This is a genomic window from Nocardioides daejeonensis (assembly GCF_003194585.1).
GTDB lineage: Bacteria > Actinomycetota > Actinomycetes > Propionibacteriales > Nocardioidaceae > Nocardioides > Nocardioides daejeonensis.
In genome coordinates this window covers 148,888-164,383 of the sequence record NZ_QHKZ01000007.1, presented here as the reverse complement: position 1 = coordinate 164,383, position 15,496 = coordinate 148,888, and the positions used below count along the sequence as shown (strand labels likewise).

At 68.4% G+C, this 15,496-nt stretch carries 12 protein-coding genes and 1 tRNA gene; 8 read left to right on the top strand and 5 right to left on the bottom strand.

Features of this window, described 5'->3' with window-relative positions:
* The first annotated feature begins 3 nt into the window (after positions 1–3).
* From DNK54_RS17735 to DNK54_RS17725, 3 genes are all read left to right on the top strand, one after another.
* Positions 4–1,530 (top strand): metallophosphoesterase family protein, encoded by a 1,527-nt coding sequence (locus tag DNK54_RS17735; protein WP_110208327.1) that lies wholly within the window; start codon positions 4–6, stop codon positions 1,528–1,530.
* 79 nt (positions 1,531–1,609) lie between these two features.
* A tRNA-Thr gene (locus DNK54_RS17730) sits at positions 1,610–1,682 on the top strand.
* A gap of 122 nt (positions 1,683–1,804) precedes the next feature.
* Positions 1,805–2,533, top strand: a complete 729-nt coding sequence (locus DNK54_RS17725) for an Ig-like domain-containing protein (protein ID WP_110208326.1) — start codon at positions 1,805–1,807, stop codon at positions 2,531–2,533.
* 70 nt (positions 2,534–2,603) lie between these two features.
* On the opposite strand, the gene pdxY is transcribed toward DNK54_RS17725, so the two are convergent.
* Positions 2,604–3,455, bottom strand: a complete 852-nt coding sequence (gene pdxY / locus DNK54_RS17720) for a pyridoxal kinase PdxY (RefSeq protein ID WP_110208325.1) — start codon at positions 3,453–3,455, stop codon at positions 2,604–2,606.
* Positions 3,456–3,623: 168 nt separating this feature from the next.
* Between pdxY and DNK54_RS17715 the strand changes: the two genes are divergently transcribed.
* Both DNK54_RS17715 and DNK54_RS17710 read left to right on the top strand, forming a co-directional pair.
* Positions 3,624–5,252 carry a GMC family oxidoreductase gene (locus DNK54_RS17715; protein ID WP_110208324.1) on the top strand — a complete coding sequence of 543 codons (1,629 nt, stop codon included), beginning with the start codon at positions 3,624–3,626 and terminating at the stop codon, positions 5,250–5,252.
* Between the two features lie 14 nt (positions 5,253–5,266).
* Complete coding sequence (locus DNK54_RS17710) at positions 5,267–6,820, top strand: succinic semialdehyde dehydrogenase (RefSeq protein ID WP_239460164.1); 1,554 nt, start codon at positions 5,267–5,269, stop codon at positions 6,818–6,820.
* Between the two features lie 10 nt (positions 6,821–6,830).
* Here DNK54_RS17710 and DNK54_RS17705 read toward each other — a convergent pair whose 3' ends face one another.
* Positions 6,831–7,613 (bottom strand): dioxygenase family protein, encoded by a 783-nt coding sequence (locus tag DNK54_RS17705; RefSeq protein ID WP_239460163.1) that lies wholly within the window; start codon positions 7,611–7,613, stop codon positions 6,831–6,833.
* A 64-nt stretch (positions 7,614–7,677) separates the two neighbouring features.
* Here DNK54_RS17705 and DNK54_RS17700 point away from each other — a divergent pair, with 64 nt between their 5' ends.
* Entirely contained in the window at positions 7,678–8,373 is a 696-nt protein-coding gene (locus DNK54_RS17700; RefSeq protein WP_110208323.1) for a uracil-DNA glycosylase, read from the top strand.
* A gap of 81 nt (positions 8,374–8,454) precedes the next feature.
* Here the strand turns inward: DNK54_RS17700 and DNK54_RS17695 are convergent, their stop codons facing one another.
* Together DNK54_RS17695 and DNK54_RS17690 are read right to left on the bottom strand one after the other, a co-directional pair.
* Positions 8,455–9,888, bottom strand: coding sequence for a pyridoxal phosphate-dependent decarboxylase family protein (locus DNK54_RS17695; RefSeq protein WP_110208322.1), 1,434 nt, complete (start codon positions 9,886–9,888; stop codon positions 8,455–8,457).
* Positions 9,885–11,273, bottom strand: coding sequence for an MFS transporter (locus DNK54_RS17690; protein ID WP_110208321.1), 1,389 nt, complete (start codon positions 11,271–11,273; stop codon positions 9,885–9,887). The genes DNK54_RS17695 and DNK54_RS17690 overlap by 4 nt, the downstream gene beginning before the upstream one ends.
* Positions 11,274–11,466: 193 nt before the next feature.
* On the opposite strand from DNK54_RS17690, the gene DNK54_RS17685 reads away from it, so the two are divergent.
* Positions 11,467–12,744 (top strand): MinD/ParA family ATP-binding protein, encoded by a 1,278-nt coding sequence (locus tag DNK54_RS17685; protein ID WP_239460162.1) that lies wholly within the window; start codon positions 11,467–11,469, stop codon positions 12,742–12,744.
* A 355-nt stretch (positions 12,745–13,099) separates the two neighbouring features.
* Positions 13,100–14,128: an NAD(P)/FAD-dependent oxidoreductase gene (locus DNK54_RS17680; protein WP_239460161.1), complete on the top strand. Its 1,029-nt coding sequence runs from the start codon at positions 13,100–13,102 to the stop codon at positions 14,126–14,128.
* A 59-nt stretch (positions 14,129–14,187) separates the two neighbouring features.
* Here DNK54_RS17680 and DNK54_RS17675 read toward each other — a convergent pair whose 3' ends face one another.
* Positions 14,188–15,270, bottom strand: coding sequence for an AraC family transcriptional regulator (locus DNK54_RS17675; protein ID WP_162602531.1), 1,083 nt, complete (start codon positions 15,268–15,270; stop codon positions 14,188–14,190).
* Between the last annotated feature and the right edge of the window lie 226 nt (positions 15,271–15,496).

Here is a 15,496-nt window from a genome sequence, read left to right as displayed (position 1 = left end):
CGCATGGCGTGGTGGCGTGATCCACGACTGCGGACGGGGGCGGGCTACTTCGTCGCCTGGCTGCTGGTGGCGATGCCGCTGTTCGTGGTGCTCTTCCTCAACTCCTCGACGGTCATCCCGGTCGCCTCGCACGACGCAACGGTCTCACCGACGATGGACCGCTGGGTGACGGTGCACACGGGGCCCTACCTGCCCGACATCCGCGTGCCGTCGGACTCCTTCATCGGGGTCGACCTCACCCTCGGCAAGACCGAGGCTGCGACGCCGGAGGCGATGGTCGAGCGCTACGCTTTCATCGCCAGCCAGCCCGATGCCCAGGTCGAGCACGTGCGGGAGGTGATCGGCGAGCTGGCTCTGGGGGCGGCCGGGCAGGCGGCCCTGCTCGCGGTGCTGCCCCTGGTGCTGTGGGCCCTGGTAGGTCGCCGCCGTCGCCACGAGCTGCTGGGGGCGACCTTCCTGCGTCGGGTGCTCACCGCCGGCTCCGCCGGTGTGGTCGCCCTCGGCCTGGTCGTCGTGATCGCGGTCCGGCCGTGGGCCGACGACACCGCGATCCAGAACCGGTCGGTGGACTGGCAGTCCCTGCCCGACTTCTTGCCAGAGCTCACGATCCCACCGGAGGCACGGAAGGTAGAGGTGGCTGTCAGCGCGACGACGAAGGGGAGCCGGCGGTTGCTGATGAGTGCGGTCGACACCTATGACCGCAGCAAGAACTTCTACGCCGACGCCCTCGAGGCGGCCGACGAGGTGGTGGTCCGGCAGCCCGAGGAGGGCGAGACCGTCGCGGTGATCGTCTCCGACCGCCACGACAACATCGGCATGGACCGGGTGATCCGCGCGGTCGCCGACAAGGGCGGAGCCACTGCCGTCCTCGATGCGGGTGACGACACCTCCACGGGCGAGGCATGGGAGGCGTTCTCCCTCGACTCGTTGAACCGCGAGTTCGCCGGCTACGACCGCTACGCGGTGCAGGGAAATCACGACCACGGCTCCTTCGTCGGCACCTACTTGGAGAACCGGGGGTGGCACACGGCGAAGCAGGACGCCTTCGAGGGGCCAGGCGGGATGCGGATGATGGCGCGCAACGATCCTCGCTCCAGCGGGCTCGGCACCTGGCGCGACGCGGTGGGCCAGACCATCGAGGAGGTCTCGACCGACATCGCCGACGTCGCCTGTGCGGAGGAGGAGCGGGTCAACCTGCTGCTGGTGCACGACTCCGACATGGGCACCGACGCGCTGGCGCGCGGCTGCGTCGATCTGGTGGTCAGTGGGCATGTGCACGTGCAGGTAGGCCCCGATCCGGTCACCGGAGCGAACAGCCGGGTGGGCTACACCTACACCAACGGCACCTCGGGCGGGGCGGCGTACGCGGTGGCGGTGGGGAGCAAGCTCCGCCGGCCAGCGCAGTTCACCCTGCTCACGATCTCGGGCGGCCGCCCGGTCGGGCTCCAGCCGATCACGCTGCAGACCAACGGAGTCTTCGTCGTCGACCCCTGGGTGCCGGTGACCCCGACGACGCGGGATCGCACCTGATCCCACCGGACGCCGGTGGTCGACTTTCGTCGGGACCGGGCGATCTCCTAGGCTGGGCGCATCGCCTCCGTGGCGATGCGCCGGTGTAGCTCAGTTGGTAGAGCGCCTCTCTTGTAAAGAGGATGTCGCGGGTTCAAATCCTGTCTCCGGCTCCGCTCTTTCGTCCCTTTCCTTCGGCTTCGCGGGTTTCTGTTCGTTTTGCTAGCGCAAGCGTCTCGGCATCCACTACGTTCCAGCGTGGGGAGGATCCGTTGCTTGGAAGGGATCTGCCCCGATGCGTCTGCTCCAACGCCTCCTCCTCCCGCTCGCCGTCGCGCTCGGACTGATCGTGCCGCTGGCCGCGACCTCGCTGCCGGCTGCCGCGACTGACCCGAGGCCGACCACCCTGAAGCTCTCCCTCTCGTACGGCGATCACGTAGGGGAGACGTTCTACGTGAACGTCGTCGTCCGCGGCCCCGACAACGAGCCCGTCACGGGTGACGTGGTCTTCACCGGGATCACCGACGGGACGCCGGTCGCACTCAGCCCGGCGGGCGTCATCAACCTCAACGGCGTGGCCTCCTCGAACGCCCCGGTCGCCGTCACCGCGACCTACCTGGGCAATGCCGAGTACGCCGGCTCCTCCGCATCGGGGGAGACGAAGCCACTCCGTACGCCGTACCTCACCGGTGAGCCCACCATCGCCAAGGTCGGGCCCATGCTCACGCTGACGTTGACGATGTCGGCGCACGCGAAGAACTTCGTCGGTGCGCCGCTGGCCGGCGTCCCGGTGGTCTTCACCCTCTTCGGTCCGGCCAACTCGGTGCCGCCGGGCCCGGCGCAGAAGGACCCGTCGATCGAGGTCTGCCGGGCCGTCACCGACGCCGAGGGCCTGGCCACCTGCAAGGGCAGCGGTCTGCTGGGGTCCCTGCTGTCGATCCTGACGGGCGGGTGGGCTGCCTGGGACGACGGCACCCTCCAGAGCATCGGGCACCACACGAAGCTCCCGGTCATCGGGCAGTGACGCCCGGCCACTGGCGCCATGCGTTCGGCGCGTTCTGGCTGGCTGAACGCATGGCCCGTGGCGTGGGCGGTCAGCGGACCTGGCGCACCTCGAACTGCAGCCGGGGGTGGGCGTAGGCCTCCTGTGACTCCACCAGCAACAGCTCGCGCGAACCGGCATCGAGGGTGTTCTGGAGCAGGTCGAAGACGCTGGAGACGGTGCGAGCCAGTGCGTCGGAGGCATCGCCGGTGGCGCGGTAGTGGGCGGTGAAGAGGGCCGCCGTCACGTCGCCGGAGCCGTTGGCCTTCATGGGCAGCAGCGGCGTCTGCACGATCCACGCGCCGTCGGGCGTGACGGCGAGCATCTCGATCGTCCCCTCCGCGCGGCCCTCCTGCTCGACGCTGGTGACGAGCACCGAGCTCGGCCCCATCGCCCGGGCGGCGTCGGCTGCCTCCAGGATCTCCTCCAGTGTTCGCGGCTCGCGGCCGACCAGGAAGCCGAGCTCGAACTGGTTGGGGGTGATCAGGTCGGCGGCCGGCACGACGCGCTCGCGCAGCAGGACAGGGATCGCCGGGTTGACGAAGCAGCCGCTCTTGGCGTTGCCCATGACCGGGTCGCACGCGTAGATCGCATCCGGGTTGGCGGCCTTGACCCGAGCGACGGCGTCGAGGATGACGTCGCCGATCTCCTCGCCGCCCTGATAGCCCGACAGCACCACGTCGACCTCGGCCAGAGCTCCGCGCTCCTCGATGCCGGTGATCACCTCGCGCACGTCCTCCGCGGCGAGCAGTGGACCGCGCCAGGCGCCGTACCCGGTGTGGTTGGAGAAGTGCACGGTGTAGACGGGCCAGACCTCGTGTCCCAGCCGTTGGAGAGGGAAGACGGCTGCCGAGTTGCCGACGTGGCCGTAGGCGACCGAGGACTGGATGGAGAGGATCTTCACCTGCCCAGTTTGGCGCATGTCCCGTCGTCGGTGCAGCGGGGTCGGCCGCCACGTCCGGCGCTTCACATACCGATGGTCGGTATGTCTTGTCACTGGAAAGTAGAACAAGTTACAGTTGGCGGCATTGGTGTGGGGTGTGCCACACCCGGGAGCTGGAGAGGTAGCAGCATGGCCAAGAAGCCCTACTCGAACGAGGCCGACTACGTCATCGTCGGTGCCGGGTCCGCCGGATGTGCCCTGGCCGGTCGCCTCGCCGAGGCTGGCAAGCAGGTGATCCTGATCGAGGCCGGTGGCCCCGACACCTCGATCATGTTCAAGCGGCCCGGGATGATCACGATGATCCACAGCGAGCCGAAGCTGAAGAAGAAGTTCGACTGGGGCTACTACCTCAGCCCGCAGGAGCACGTGAACAACCGCCGTCTCGTCGCCACGCGCGGCAAGGTGATGGGCGGCTCCGGCTCCGTCAACGGCATGATCTACGTGCGCGGCAACAAGGAGAACTTCGACTCCTGGGAGGCCGAGGGCAACAAGGGCTGGGGCTATGCCGACGTCCTCAAGTCCTACAAGCGCATGGAGGACTGGCAAGGGCCGGACAGCGAGCTGCGCGGCAAGGGCGGCCCGATCAAGGTTCTCGAGAACCCCGACATCTGCGACGCGGCCAAGACGTTCATCGAGGCCGGCGCCTCCGCGCTGGGCGTGCCGGTCAACCCCGACTACAACGGGGCCAGCCAGGACGGCATGCATGTCATCCAGGAGAACACCAGCAACGCGATCCGGTTCAGCTCCTCGCGCGGCTACCTGACCGAGCAGGAGCTGCCGACCCTCGAGGTGCAGCAGCGCGGCACGGTCTCCCGCGTCGTCATCGAGGGCAGCCGGGCGACAGGTGTCGAGGTCATCGAGGAGGGTGGCCAGCGCCGGATCGTGAAGGCGCGCACCGAGGTGATCCTCGCCGCCGGCGCCTTCGGCTCCCCGCAGATCCTGATGCTCTCCGGGATCGGGCCGGCCGAGCACCTGCGCGGGCACGGCATCGACGTCGTCGCGGACCTGCCGGTCGGCGACAACCTCCACGACCACCTGTTCATGCCGATGACTTTCGCCATGGACAACTCGCCGCACCACAGCAGTGCCTTCTACTTCGGCAAGGCGCTGCTCAAGGACCGGTTCAAGCCGGGCTCGAACTTCCTTGCGCACTCGGTCTTCGAGGCGGGCGCCTTCCTGCACACTTCCCTGTCGCAGTCGACTGCCCCCGATATGCAGCTGTTCGCCATCCCGTGGTCCTACCCGCCCTTCCAGGACGACCCGGTGCGGCTCAGCCCTGACAAGCGTCCCTCGCTGTCGGCCTTCTCCACGCTGATCCGGCCGAAGTCGCGCGGCACGGTGCGCCTGGCCAGCGCGGATCCGCTTGCTGCGCCGATCATCGATCCGAAGCTGCTCTCCGAGCCCGACGACCTGAAGGTGCTGCTCGAAGGCGTCGAGATGATCCGCGCGATCATGGCCGACTCCGCGATCGCCAAGCACGTCAAGGAGGAGTACGAGCCCGGACCCGGCTACACCGGCGACAAGCTGCGGGCCGAGGTCATCAAGCGGGTCAGCACCGTCTACCACCCGGTCGGCTCGGTGCGGATGGGCGTCGACGAGCGCGCCGTCGTCGACCCCGAGCTCAAGGTGCGTGGCATCGACGGGCTGCGGGTGGCCGACGCGTCGATCATGCCGACGATCATCGGTGGCAACACGAACGCTCCGTCGATGATGATCGGCGACATGGCCGGCGCCATCGTGCTCGGGACGGGGCTGTGATGGTTGCCGCGTCGTTGAAGCGTCCTGACTCGGTCACGCCAGCGTTCCTGGAGAAGCTGGTCGCCCGCGTTCCCGGGAGCACCGGCAACACCTGGAAGCTCACCGAGGTCTACACGGGCGACGTGCTCGTCGAGCTGCCGCAGTCCTCGCCCGAAGACATCGAGGCTGCCTTCGCTGCTGCGCGCCGCGCGCAGAAGGCATGGGCGGCCACGCCGCTGAAGCAGCGGCTCAAGGTCTTCAAGAAGTTCCACTCGCTGGTGCTGGAGCGCAACGAGACGATCGTCGACCTCATCCAGGTCGAGTCGGGCAAGGCCCGCCGGATGGCCTTCGAGGAGACCCTCGACGTGCCGATGGTCACCGGCTACTACCTCAAGCGTGCGGCGAAGGTGCTGGCCACCAGGAAGCACGCGGGGCCGGTGCCGGTCGTCTCCTCCTCGCAGGAGGTGCGGATCCCGAAGGGCGTCGTCGGCATCATCGCGCCGTGGAACTTCCCCTTCGCGACGGGAATCTCCGACGCCATCCCGGCGCTCATCGCCGGCAACGGCGTGGTGGTCAAGCCGGACAACAAGACGGCACTCTCGCCGCTGTTCGGTGTTCAGCTGCTGGAGGAGGCAGGGCTGCCCAAGGGGCTGTTCCAGGTCGTCTGCGGCGAGGGCCCGGACGTCGGCCCGACGTTGATCGACAACGCCAACTATGTGATGTTCACCGGCTCCACCAACACCGGTCGGGTGATCGGTGAACGCGCCGGACGCAACCTCATCGGCGCCTGCCTGGAGCTCGGTGGCAAGAACCCGATGATCGTGCTGCCGGACGCCAACCTCGACGACGTCGTCAAGGGCGCGCTCTTCGGCGCCTTCGGCAACACCGGGCAGATCTGCATGCACATCGAGCGCATGTATGTGCACGACTCGATCTACGACACCTTCAAGGCACGCTTCAAGGAGGCGACCGAGAAGCTGGTCGTCGGGGCGGCGTACGACTTCGGGCCCAACGTCGGCTCGCTGATCAGCGTCGAGCACAAGGACCGCGTCGCTTCGCATGTCGCGGATGCGCTGGAGAAGGGTGCGACCGTGGTGACCGGCGGCAAGGAGCGCCCGGACCTCGGGCCGGCGTTCTTCGAGCCGACGATCCTCGAGGGGGTCACCGAGGAGATGCTGGCCGGCGTCACCGAGACGTTCGGCCCGGTGGTCGCGCTGCACCGCTACCAGACCGAGGACGAGGCGATCTCGCTCGCCAACGCCACCGACTACGGCCTCAACGCCAGCGTCTGGGGCGGCGACCTCGACAACGCGATCCGGGTGGGGAAGCGGATCGAGTCGGGCAACGTCAACATCAACGACATCCTCGCGACCGCCTACGCCTCCAAGGGGACGCCGTCCGGCGGCGTCAAGCAGTCCGGAGTCGGCGCCCGGCACGGTGACCAGGGGCTGCTGAAGTACACCGACTGTCAGAACGTCGGCATCCTCAAGAAGCAGGTCATGACCGTCCCCGACGACAAGCCCTTCGAGAAGAACGTCGAGGAGCAGATCAAGGGCCTCGCGATCATGCGAAAGCTGGGTATCCGCTAGGCCCCTCCTGTCACGCGACCTGCAGGGAGCGCTTGGAGAGTCCCATCCAGAACCCGTCGACCACCTGGTCGGCGGGTTCGTCGCTGTTGGTCGCAGCGCCGAGGGTGAGGAAGAGCGGCGTGTAGTGCTCGACCGTCGGGTGCGCGAAGGGCATGCCGGGGGCGCGCTCCTGGAACCGGGCAAGCTCGTCGACGTCGCCGCGGGCGATCGCCTCGGCGGCCCAGGCGTCGAACTCGCTCGACCAGGTGGGTGCTGCGGCGTCGATGCTCCAGCTGGTGAGGAAGGGCAGCCCGTGGGTGAGGAAGCCCGAGCCGATCACCAGGATGCCCTCGTCGCGCAACTCGCGCAGGCGCATGCCGATACCCAGCAGGCGGTACGGGTCCTGGGTCGGCAGCGACATCTGCACCACCGGGATGTCGGCGGCCGGATACATGATCTTCAGGGGCACCCAGGCGCCGTGGTCGAGCCCTCGGCTCGTGTGCTGGTGGACGGGCTCGCTGGCCGGCATCAGCGCTGCCACGCGAGCCGCCAGGGCGGTGGAGTCCGGAGTCGCATAGGTCATCCGGTAGTACTTCTCGGCAAAGCCGCCGAAGTCGTAGACCAGCGGAGCGCGGGAGGCGGTGAGGCTGATCGGTGCGGCCTCCCAGTGGGCGCTGACGATGAGGATCCCGCTCGGTCGCGGCAGGCGCTTGGCCCAGGTCGCCAGCTCGCTCGACCAGATCGGGTCGTCGAGCAGGGGCGGTGCGCCGTGGCCGATGTAGAGGGCCGGCATGCGGGAGGTCGTCTCGATCATGAGTCCATCATCCGTCAAGTCAGTTGAAAGTTCAACTAAATGTGGCGCACTCTACGCTGACCTCATGAGCACCCTCGCCGATCTCGTCACCAAGGGCCTCGTCGCCGCGGACTGGGCGGAGGCGTTGGCGCCCGTCGAGGACCGCATTGCCGCGATGGGGCTGTTCCTCCGCGAGGAGATCGCGGCCGGCCGCGCCTATCTGCCGCGCGGCGAGCAGATCCTGAGGGCCTTCCAGCGGCCGTTGTCCGAGGTGAAGGTGCTGGTCGTCGGCCAGGACCCCTACCCGACCCCGGGGCATCCCATCGGGTTGAGCTTCGCGGTGGACGGCGACGTACGACCGCTGCCGCGGAGCCTGGTGAACATCTATCAGGAGCTGCGGACCGACGTGGGGATCGAGACGCCCGCGCACGGGGACCTCTCCGCTTGGGCCGATCAGGGTGTGATGCTGCTGAACCGCTCCCTGACGGTGCGTCCCGGTACGCCGGCGTCCCACCGCGGCAAGGGTTGGGAGGCCGTCACCGAGCAGGCGATCCAGGCGCTCGCCAAGCGGGGCGGACCGCTCGCGGCGATCCTGTGGGGCCGCGACGCGCAGTCGCTCAAGCCGATGCTCGGGCCGATCCCGTGGGTGGAGTCGGTGCACCCGTCGCCGTTGTCCGCCTCCCGTGGCTTCTTCGGCTCACGACCCTTCAGCCGGGTCAACCAGCTGCTCGAGCAGCAGGGCGGGGCACCGGTCGATTGGAGCATCCCCGAAGCCTTCTGAGTTGTTCGATGCGTGTTGGAGCTGGCGTCTCGACGTGTTGGAACTGGCGTTTCGACGTGTTGGAGCTGGCGCTTCGGCGGGTTAGCTCGGTCGGGTGGGCCGCTGGAGGCGGTCGAGGAAGGCGATGAGGAGGGCCTCGCGCATCGCCGGAGCGGCGACATCGAGGAGTGCGTTCACGTCGGCCATCCGGTCGGGGAGGGCTAGTCCTCCGTCGCCGTCGTCGCCGACCAGGCCGGAGGCGGCAAGAAGTCCGTCGAAGTCGGTGTCGGTGAGGGCGGCCGGGTCGAGCGCCTCGATGAAGGCGACCACGCCGGGGTCCACGGTGACGGGACCAGTGGCCTGTGCCTGGCGCACCGCTGCGCCGAGCGACGCCAGGAAGTCGTCGACTCCGGCGAGGGTGGCGGCGCTGACAGACAGGTGGATCGTCGCGGGATGACCGGCGAACGACATCTGGGGCTGCACGAACCAACCGGAGGAGGCCATCTCGTCACAGACCGTGAACGGGTCGCACGACCTGTCGCAGGCGAGCGCGATCAGGGTCGAGTCCGGTGCGGCGACCACGGACAACGCCGGAATCTCCGCGATGCCGGCGACGATCCGGTCGACGGCGGCGAGGACGTCGAGGGTCAGCCGTTCGTAGCCCTCGTGACCGAGCTGCTGAACCACCGCCCATGCGCCGGCGAGCGGACCGCCGGACTTGGTCGACTGCATCGTCGAGTTGAGCATCGTGTAGCCAGGCCACGCGGCACTCGCGAAGTACTGCGGCCGGCGCAGGTCGGGGCTTCGGTGCAGGAGCAACGAGGCGCCCTTGGGCGCGTAGCCGTATTTGTGCAGGTCGACCGAGATCGAGGTGACGCCCTCGACGGAGAACGTCCATGCCGGGACGTCGCGGCCGAGCCTGGCGGCGTACGGGAGCACCCAGCCGCCGATGCAGGCGTCCACGTGACAGCGCACGCCGCGCGCGGCGGCGGCCGCTGCGATCTCGGCGACCGGGTCCACCACCCCGTGGGCGTACGACGGAGCGCTGGCCACCACCAGCACGGTGCGGTCGTCGATGGCCGCAGCCATCGCCCCGGCGTCGGCCCGGAAGTCGGATCCGACCGGAACGATGACCGGCTCGACCCGGAAGTAGTGCGCTGCCTTGTGGAAGGCGGCATGCGCGGTCGCGGGCAGCACCATCCGGGGCCGCTCGACGTCGGGTCGGGCGTCTCGGGCCGTCTGCACGGCGAGCAGGACCGATTCGGTGCCCCCGGAGGTGACGGCGCCGGCCACGGTGTCGGGGGCATCGAGCAGACTGGCAGCGAAGCCGACCAGATCGTTCTCCATCGCCAGCAGGGAGGGGAACGCCGTGGGGTCCAGTCCGTTGGAGCCGGCGTAGGCCGCCACGGCGGCCCGCCCGATCTCGTCCACCTCCGCGAGGCCGGAGTCATAGACGTAGGCCAGCGTGCGGCCGCCGAGCACGGGCAGGTCCGCCTCCTGCAGCGCAGCCAGTCTGGAGAGGACGTCGGGGGTCATAGTGCCTCCTCGGTAGGGAGCTCGGGAGCGGACTCGTCGGGGTCGAGGTCGGGGAGTGCTGCGTGTTCGGGAACGTCGCGGTAGCGGGCGAGCCACCAGAGGGAGAGCACGACGAGCAGCGCTGGCAGGACCGACATGCCGAGGACGATCGCGGTCAGTGCCGAGTCGGGCTGATCGGCTCCGCCCGTGGTCGAGGAGCGGTAGTCGCCGATCGCCAGCAGGAGCGCGAAGACGCCGGGGCCGCTGGCCATGCCCAACGTCTCGCCTGCCGTCCAGATGCCGGTGAAGACGCCGATCCGGTTCTCCCCGGTCCGGCGCGCGTCGGCCGCGGCCACGTCGGGGAGCATTGCCATGGGGAAGACCTGGGCGCCCGTGTAGCCGACGCCGACCAGGCCGATGGCGACGAACACCACCCAGGTCGGCGCCCACAGCACCGTGAGCACACCTAGTGCGCCGGCAGCCAGGCAGAGGGACGCGGCGAGGTAGCCGCGCCGCTTGCCGAAGCGGGTGCCGAAGCGCACCCAGACCGGCGTGAGCACCAGCGCCGGGCCTACGAAGCAGACGAAGAGCACCGTCGCCGCGCCCGACTTCTCCAGTACGTCGCCGGCGAGGTAGTCGACGCCGGCCAGCATCGCGCCGACCGCGAGCGCCTGAAACACCCAGGTGAGGAGCAGGAGGCGGAAGTCGCGAGCCCGGGCGACCACACGGAGTTGCTCACGCAGGCTGCCCGACCCCGCCGACACTGCGGTGTACGCCGGTCCGCGGGTGCCGACGTACGCTCCGATCACGCCGACCAGGATGAGGCTCGCCATGAGCACGCCCATGAGGCGGTAGCCGTCCCTGCCACCGACGGCGTCGCGCACTGCTGGCGCGCTGGCACCCGCCAGGAGGATCGTGAAGGCGAGCACCGCCACCCGCGAGGACATCATCCGGGTGCGCTCGTCGTAGGAGGAGGTCAGCTCGGCGGGCATGGCGACGTAGGGCACTTGGAAGAACGCGTAGGCGGAGGCGCAGGCCAGGAACGCCAGCAGCACCCAGGCGGCGTCCGCTGCTGGTGAGCCGAGGGAGGGGCCCGCGAAGAGCACCGCGAACGCCACCGCGAGCGTGATGCCGCCGCGCAGCAGCCAGGGTCGGCGTGGCCCGCGAGCATCCACGGTGCGGTCGCTGATCCGGCCGGCGATCGGATTGAGAACGACGTCCCAGGCCTTCGGCAGGAAGACGATCACACCGGCCCAGATCGCTGCGACCCCCAGCTGATCGGTGAGGAAGGGAAGCAGCATCAGGCCGGGCACGGTGCCGAACGCCCCGGTGGCCACCGACCCGGTGGCGTACCCGAAGCGGGTGCCCCTGGTGAGGGTCGTGGGCGGCGCTCCGGTGGAGGTCATGGGCGCAGAATAGGAGGTTTTGTGCCGCGAGGTGGTGGGTACGCGAGTTTGTGAGTGTGCCCGTCTCGGAGGTGCGCCGTGCTTGTGAGGAGCCGCGATGTCGCAGCAGCCGTCGGAGAATTCCATCCCCGCGGAGTCCGATGCGCAGGGGTTCTCAGCGGGGGTGAGCAGGCACAGTCCCCAAGGCCGCCCCATGTGGGAGGTGCACCCGAGCCCGGTCGGCGGTGCCGATCGTCCCGAGGTGCAGGTGCCTGCTGAGCAGCTCGATGTGACGACCGCACACACGCAGGCCGTGCCGTCTCGCCAGGCGGAGGACACCACCCAGGTCCCGGTCGTCCCACAGGCGGGCGGGCAGTGGGACCCGTGGACGGGCCAGCCGTTGGCTGCGTCGCCGGAGCCTGCCCCGGCTGCCCCGGCCCCCCCGTACGTGCCCGAGGCGGCGCAGGCGCCGGTCCCGCCGCACGCTGTGGCCCCGCATCCGGTGGCCCCGCATCCGGCCGTGCCTGCGGCAGTGCCCGCACCCGTGCCCGAGGTGCTGCCGACGGCTCGCGACTTCCTGCAGGGACGCCATCAGAACCTGGAGATCGGTCCGGCCACCTGGGGCTGGCGAGGGTGGGTGCGGCGTCTGACCTTCGGCCTTGTCAAGCCGCGGATGGGGGCCAAGGAGCGCGCTCACCGTGAGGCGCGCGCCGCCGTCCAGCGCTCGTTCTCCGGGCCGCGGACGATCGTCTTCGCCAACCCCAAGGGCGGTGCGGCCAAGACCACGAGCGTGCTGGCGGCCGGCTACACCTTCGGCACGGTGCGGGGCGGCGGTGTGGTGGCCTGGGACAACAACGAGACCCGTGGCACCCTCGGGATCCGCGGGGAGCAGGCCAACCACCAGAACACCACGCGTGAGCTGCTCGACGACCTGGAGCGGTTCAGCGACGTCTACGAGTCTCGGATCGGCGACCTGGGCGCCTTCGTGCGGAGCCAGGGCGATGCGCACTTCGACGTGCTCGCCTCGGACGAGCGGGCTGACGTCACGGGCACGATCAAGGCTGACGACTTCCAGGCCGTGCACCGCCTGCTCGAGCGGTTCTACCACCTGATCCTGGTCGACACCGGCAACAACCTGCGCGCGGAGAACTGGCTCGCCGCCGCGGCGACCGCCGACCTGATCGTGGTCACCTGCACCGTCCGTGAAGACACCGGATACAGCGGCCTGTGGATGCTGGACGCGCTGGCCGACGCCGGTCACGCCGATCTCTTCAACCGCACCGTGACCGTGCTTGCCGATCCCTCGCCGTCCGTCGACAGTCAGTTGGCCGACGACCTGGTCGATGTCTATGGCAAGCGCACCCGCGCCGTCTTCCGGATTCCCTACGACCCTGCCCTCGTCGCCGGCTCGGTGCTGCGCTACGACCAGCTCTCCGAGGAGACCCGCTCCGCCTGGCTCCAGGCCTGCGCCGAGATGGCCCGCGCCCTCTGACGCGTCGGGCTGTTGCAGGCAAGCGGGTAGGGCCTCGCCTCCGTCGTGGGGTGAGGGCGACGGCATAGCGCCCGCAGCAGCCAGCTCGCTTCGGTGGACTGGCGAGTTGAAGCACCGCCCCTTACGCGTTTCGCAGTCTCGCGCGAATCCGATGCTTCCGACGCTGGGAAGCAAGACCTTTCCTCGGCGGCGAAAGCGCTTCAACTCGCCATGGGGCTTCTCAGGGGCAGCGAAAGCGCCGTCGAGCAAAGCCGCGGTCGATATCGTCCCGCGCTGAATGACCCGCTGCCTGCGCGGAATGGCTCGTCTCGGCTGACGTGGCTGCCTAGCGTCGCTCGGAGACGAGAGGAGCATCGTGAAAACGATTGATCAAGCAAGCATTGAGGACTCTGCGAACATCGCCGTCGACCTCATCATCATCGGAGCCGGTCCCGTAGGACTCTTCGGTGCCTACTACGCAGGCTGCCGCGGGCTCAGCATCGCCGTGATTGACGCACTCGACGAACTCGGCGGACAAGTCAATGCGATGTACCCGGAGAAGGAGATCTTCGACATCGCCGGATTCCCGGCGATTAGGGGTCGAGAGTTGATCTCGTCGTTGATCCAACAGGCGAATCAGTTCCAGCCCACCTACCTCTGCGGCGAGCGCGCAGAGAAGCTAGACGTCGACTCCTGCCCACCTGGGGCGGCGCCGTTCCGCATCTACTGCGAAAGCGGACGGCAGGTGACCGGTCGAGCCGTCATCATCACCGGCGGCATTGGGGCATTCACACCCCGCCAGCTCGGCGTCGGGGAGGAGTTCCACGGGCGGGGGTTGGCCTACTTCGTGCAAGACCCCGGCACCTGCGCAGGGCAGGACGTCGTGATCGTCGGTGGCGGCGACAGCGCGCTCGACTGGGCGCTGACCCTCGAACCCATCGCTCGCTCGGTGACGCTCGTCCACCGCCGAGACCGATTCCGCGCCCACGAATCGACTGTTGCCGCGGTCCGTGCTTCATCTGTGCGCGTAGTGACTGGAGCAGAGATCGTCGAAGTCGTAGGCGATGAGAAGGTCACCGGTGTCCGGATCAGTCGGCCCGACAGCGACGAGCACCTCGCCTGTGACCGACTGGTGGCGGCACTGGGGTTCGTCGCCAACCTCGGGCCGATCCGCGATTGGGGGATCGAGTTGGCAGGTCGTCGGCACATCATCGTCGACTCGGCAATGCGAACCTCTGTGCCCGGCATCTTCTCCGCAGGCGACATCACCGAATACGACGGCAAGGTTCGACTGATAGCGGTCGGGTTCGGCGAGGTGGCTACGGCGGTGAATAACGCTGCAGTCTTCATCAACCCCGAGGCCGGTCTCTTTCCCGGGCACTCCACGGACACCCCGCCTCGCTGAGGCTTAGTCGTCCTGGCAGGACGTGCTCGGGCCCGGATACGGGGCCTGGGCATGTCCGGTCAGGCGCTGCCTCGCAGCGTGACCGACGGCGACTCACCGAACTCCTTGCTGTGCGCTGCGGCGAACCTCCCTAGGTGCGTGAATCCCCAACGGTGGGCGATCGCTGCCACCGTGGTTCGTAGGGGGTCGCTGGTTCTCAGCTCATCGTGGGCTCGCTTGAGTCTGATCTCTCGCAGGTACTGGAGAGGTGGAGTACCGACATGGCGAGCGAAAGCTTCTTGGATCGTTCTGACGCTGAGGTGGCAGTGCGCTGCCAGGTCACTGATCGTGATGGGGTCCGCAGCACGCTCTTCGAGGAAATCGATGGCCACCCGGACAGCGCGTGCGGATGCGGTGGGTGCCGGCAACTCCAACTGCGGTCGGTGCCGATGCCCCGCAGAGGTGAGCAGTGCTCGCGCCAGGGCTTCTACCATCGGCGCTGCCACCATCGGCGACGCGACCGGTGAGCCGACCTGCCGGGCTTGGTCGTTCAAGAACATGGCGAACTCCACCCAACTGCGGCCAGGCCCGCTGCGCACATCGAGGATCGGGTCGAACTCAAGAACATCCTCGTGGTCACGCCCGCTCAAAGTCGCGAGTGTCTGCTCGACCACCGAGCGTTCCAGTTTCACGCACAGCTGGCGGCATCCTGCTTCCCATCGGGAGAGCACCGTCTCCCCTTGCGGACCGTAGACCGTTGCCGTTCCGGGAGCGGCGACCGATTCTCGTCCGTCATGCGTGGAGGTCAATACTCCGACCAGTGGCACGTTCACGTGGTAGCTGGTCTCCAGCTCGCCACAGTTGATGCGTACGTCTTGGTCGTAGGTGAGGTCAGCCAGAAACAGCTGCGGTAGCGAGGCGTACCTGAGGGACATTCCGAAGGTCCGGTCCGCACCGAGGACGTCCAACTGTTGCGGGTAGAAGTACCGGCTGCCCAAGCGCTGTGCATCGTCTGGGTCGTCAACGACCACCGAGACGGCGTCGACCACGACATCGGTTGAGATGGTCACCAACTCAGCCATCGTTGCTCCTTGCTTCGTACCCGAGATGGACGAGCCACGAGGAAGATGCGTGGCCTCCGTCACATGGGAACGGTTCACCATTTTGACCTCCTCCCCACCCCTGTCAAGTGGTACGTCGCTCCTTCGGCGCGGTTCTGCGTCCGGCGGACAGAAGTCCGCGCTGAGCGGATCGACCCGACTTGTTCGCGAACGCAGATGAACATCGCCGGCCATCTCTGCGTCACGTGGACATAGGCATGCGCTGAATGGATCGGCAGACCGACAACTCTGTTCCTAATGTCGTGATTCACGTCATAGGGCCTAGCAA

What these genes read in the sequence shown, in the direction of transcription:
- DNK54_RS17735 (WP_110208327.1), top strand. Translation starts at nt 4, where the DNA reads ATGGCGTGGTGGCGTGATCCACGACTGCGGACGGGGGCGGGCTACTTC.
- DNK54_RS17690 (WP_110208321.1), bottom strand. Translation starts at nt 11,273, where the DNA reads ATGACCTCCACCGGAGCGCCGCCCACGACCCTCACCAGGGGCACCCGC.
- DNK54_RS17675 (WP_162602531.1), bottom strand. Translation starts at nt 15,270, where the DNA reads ATGGTGAACCGTTCCCATGTGACGGAGGCCACGCATCTTCCTCGTGGC.
- DNK54_RS17725 (WP_110208326.1), top strand. Translation starts at nt 1,805, where the DNA reads ATGCGTCTGCTCCAACGCCTCCTCCTCCCGCTCGCCGTCGCGCTCGGA.
- DNK54_RS17705 (WP_239460163.1), bottom strand. Translation starts at nt 7,613, where the DNA reads ATGATCGAGACGACCTCCCGCATGCCGGCCCTCTACATCGGCCACGGC.
- DNK54_RS17715 (WP_110208324.1), top strand. Translation starts at nt 3,624, where the DNA reads ATGGCCAAGAAGCCCTACTCGAACGAGGCCGACTACGTCATCGTCGGT.
- DNK54_RS17700 (WP_110208323.1), top strand. Translation starts at nt 7,678, where the DNA reads ATGAGCACCCTCGCCGATCTCGTCACCAAGGGCCTCGTCGCCGCGGAC.
- DNK54_RS17685 (WP_239460162.1), top strand. Translation starts at nt 11,467, where the DNA reads ATGTGGGAGGTGCACCCGAGCCCGGTCGGCGGTGCCGATCGTCCCGAG.
- DNK54_RS17695 (WP_110208322.1), bottom strand. Translation starts at nt 9,888, where the DNA reads ATGACCCCCGACGTCCTCTCCAGACTGGCTGCGCTGCAGGAGGCGGAC.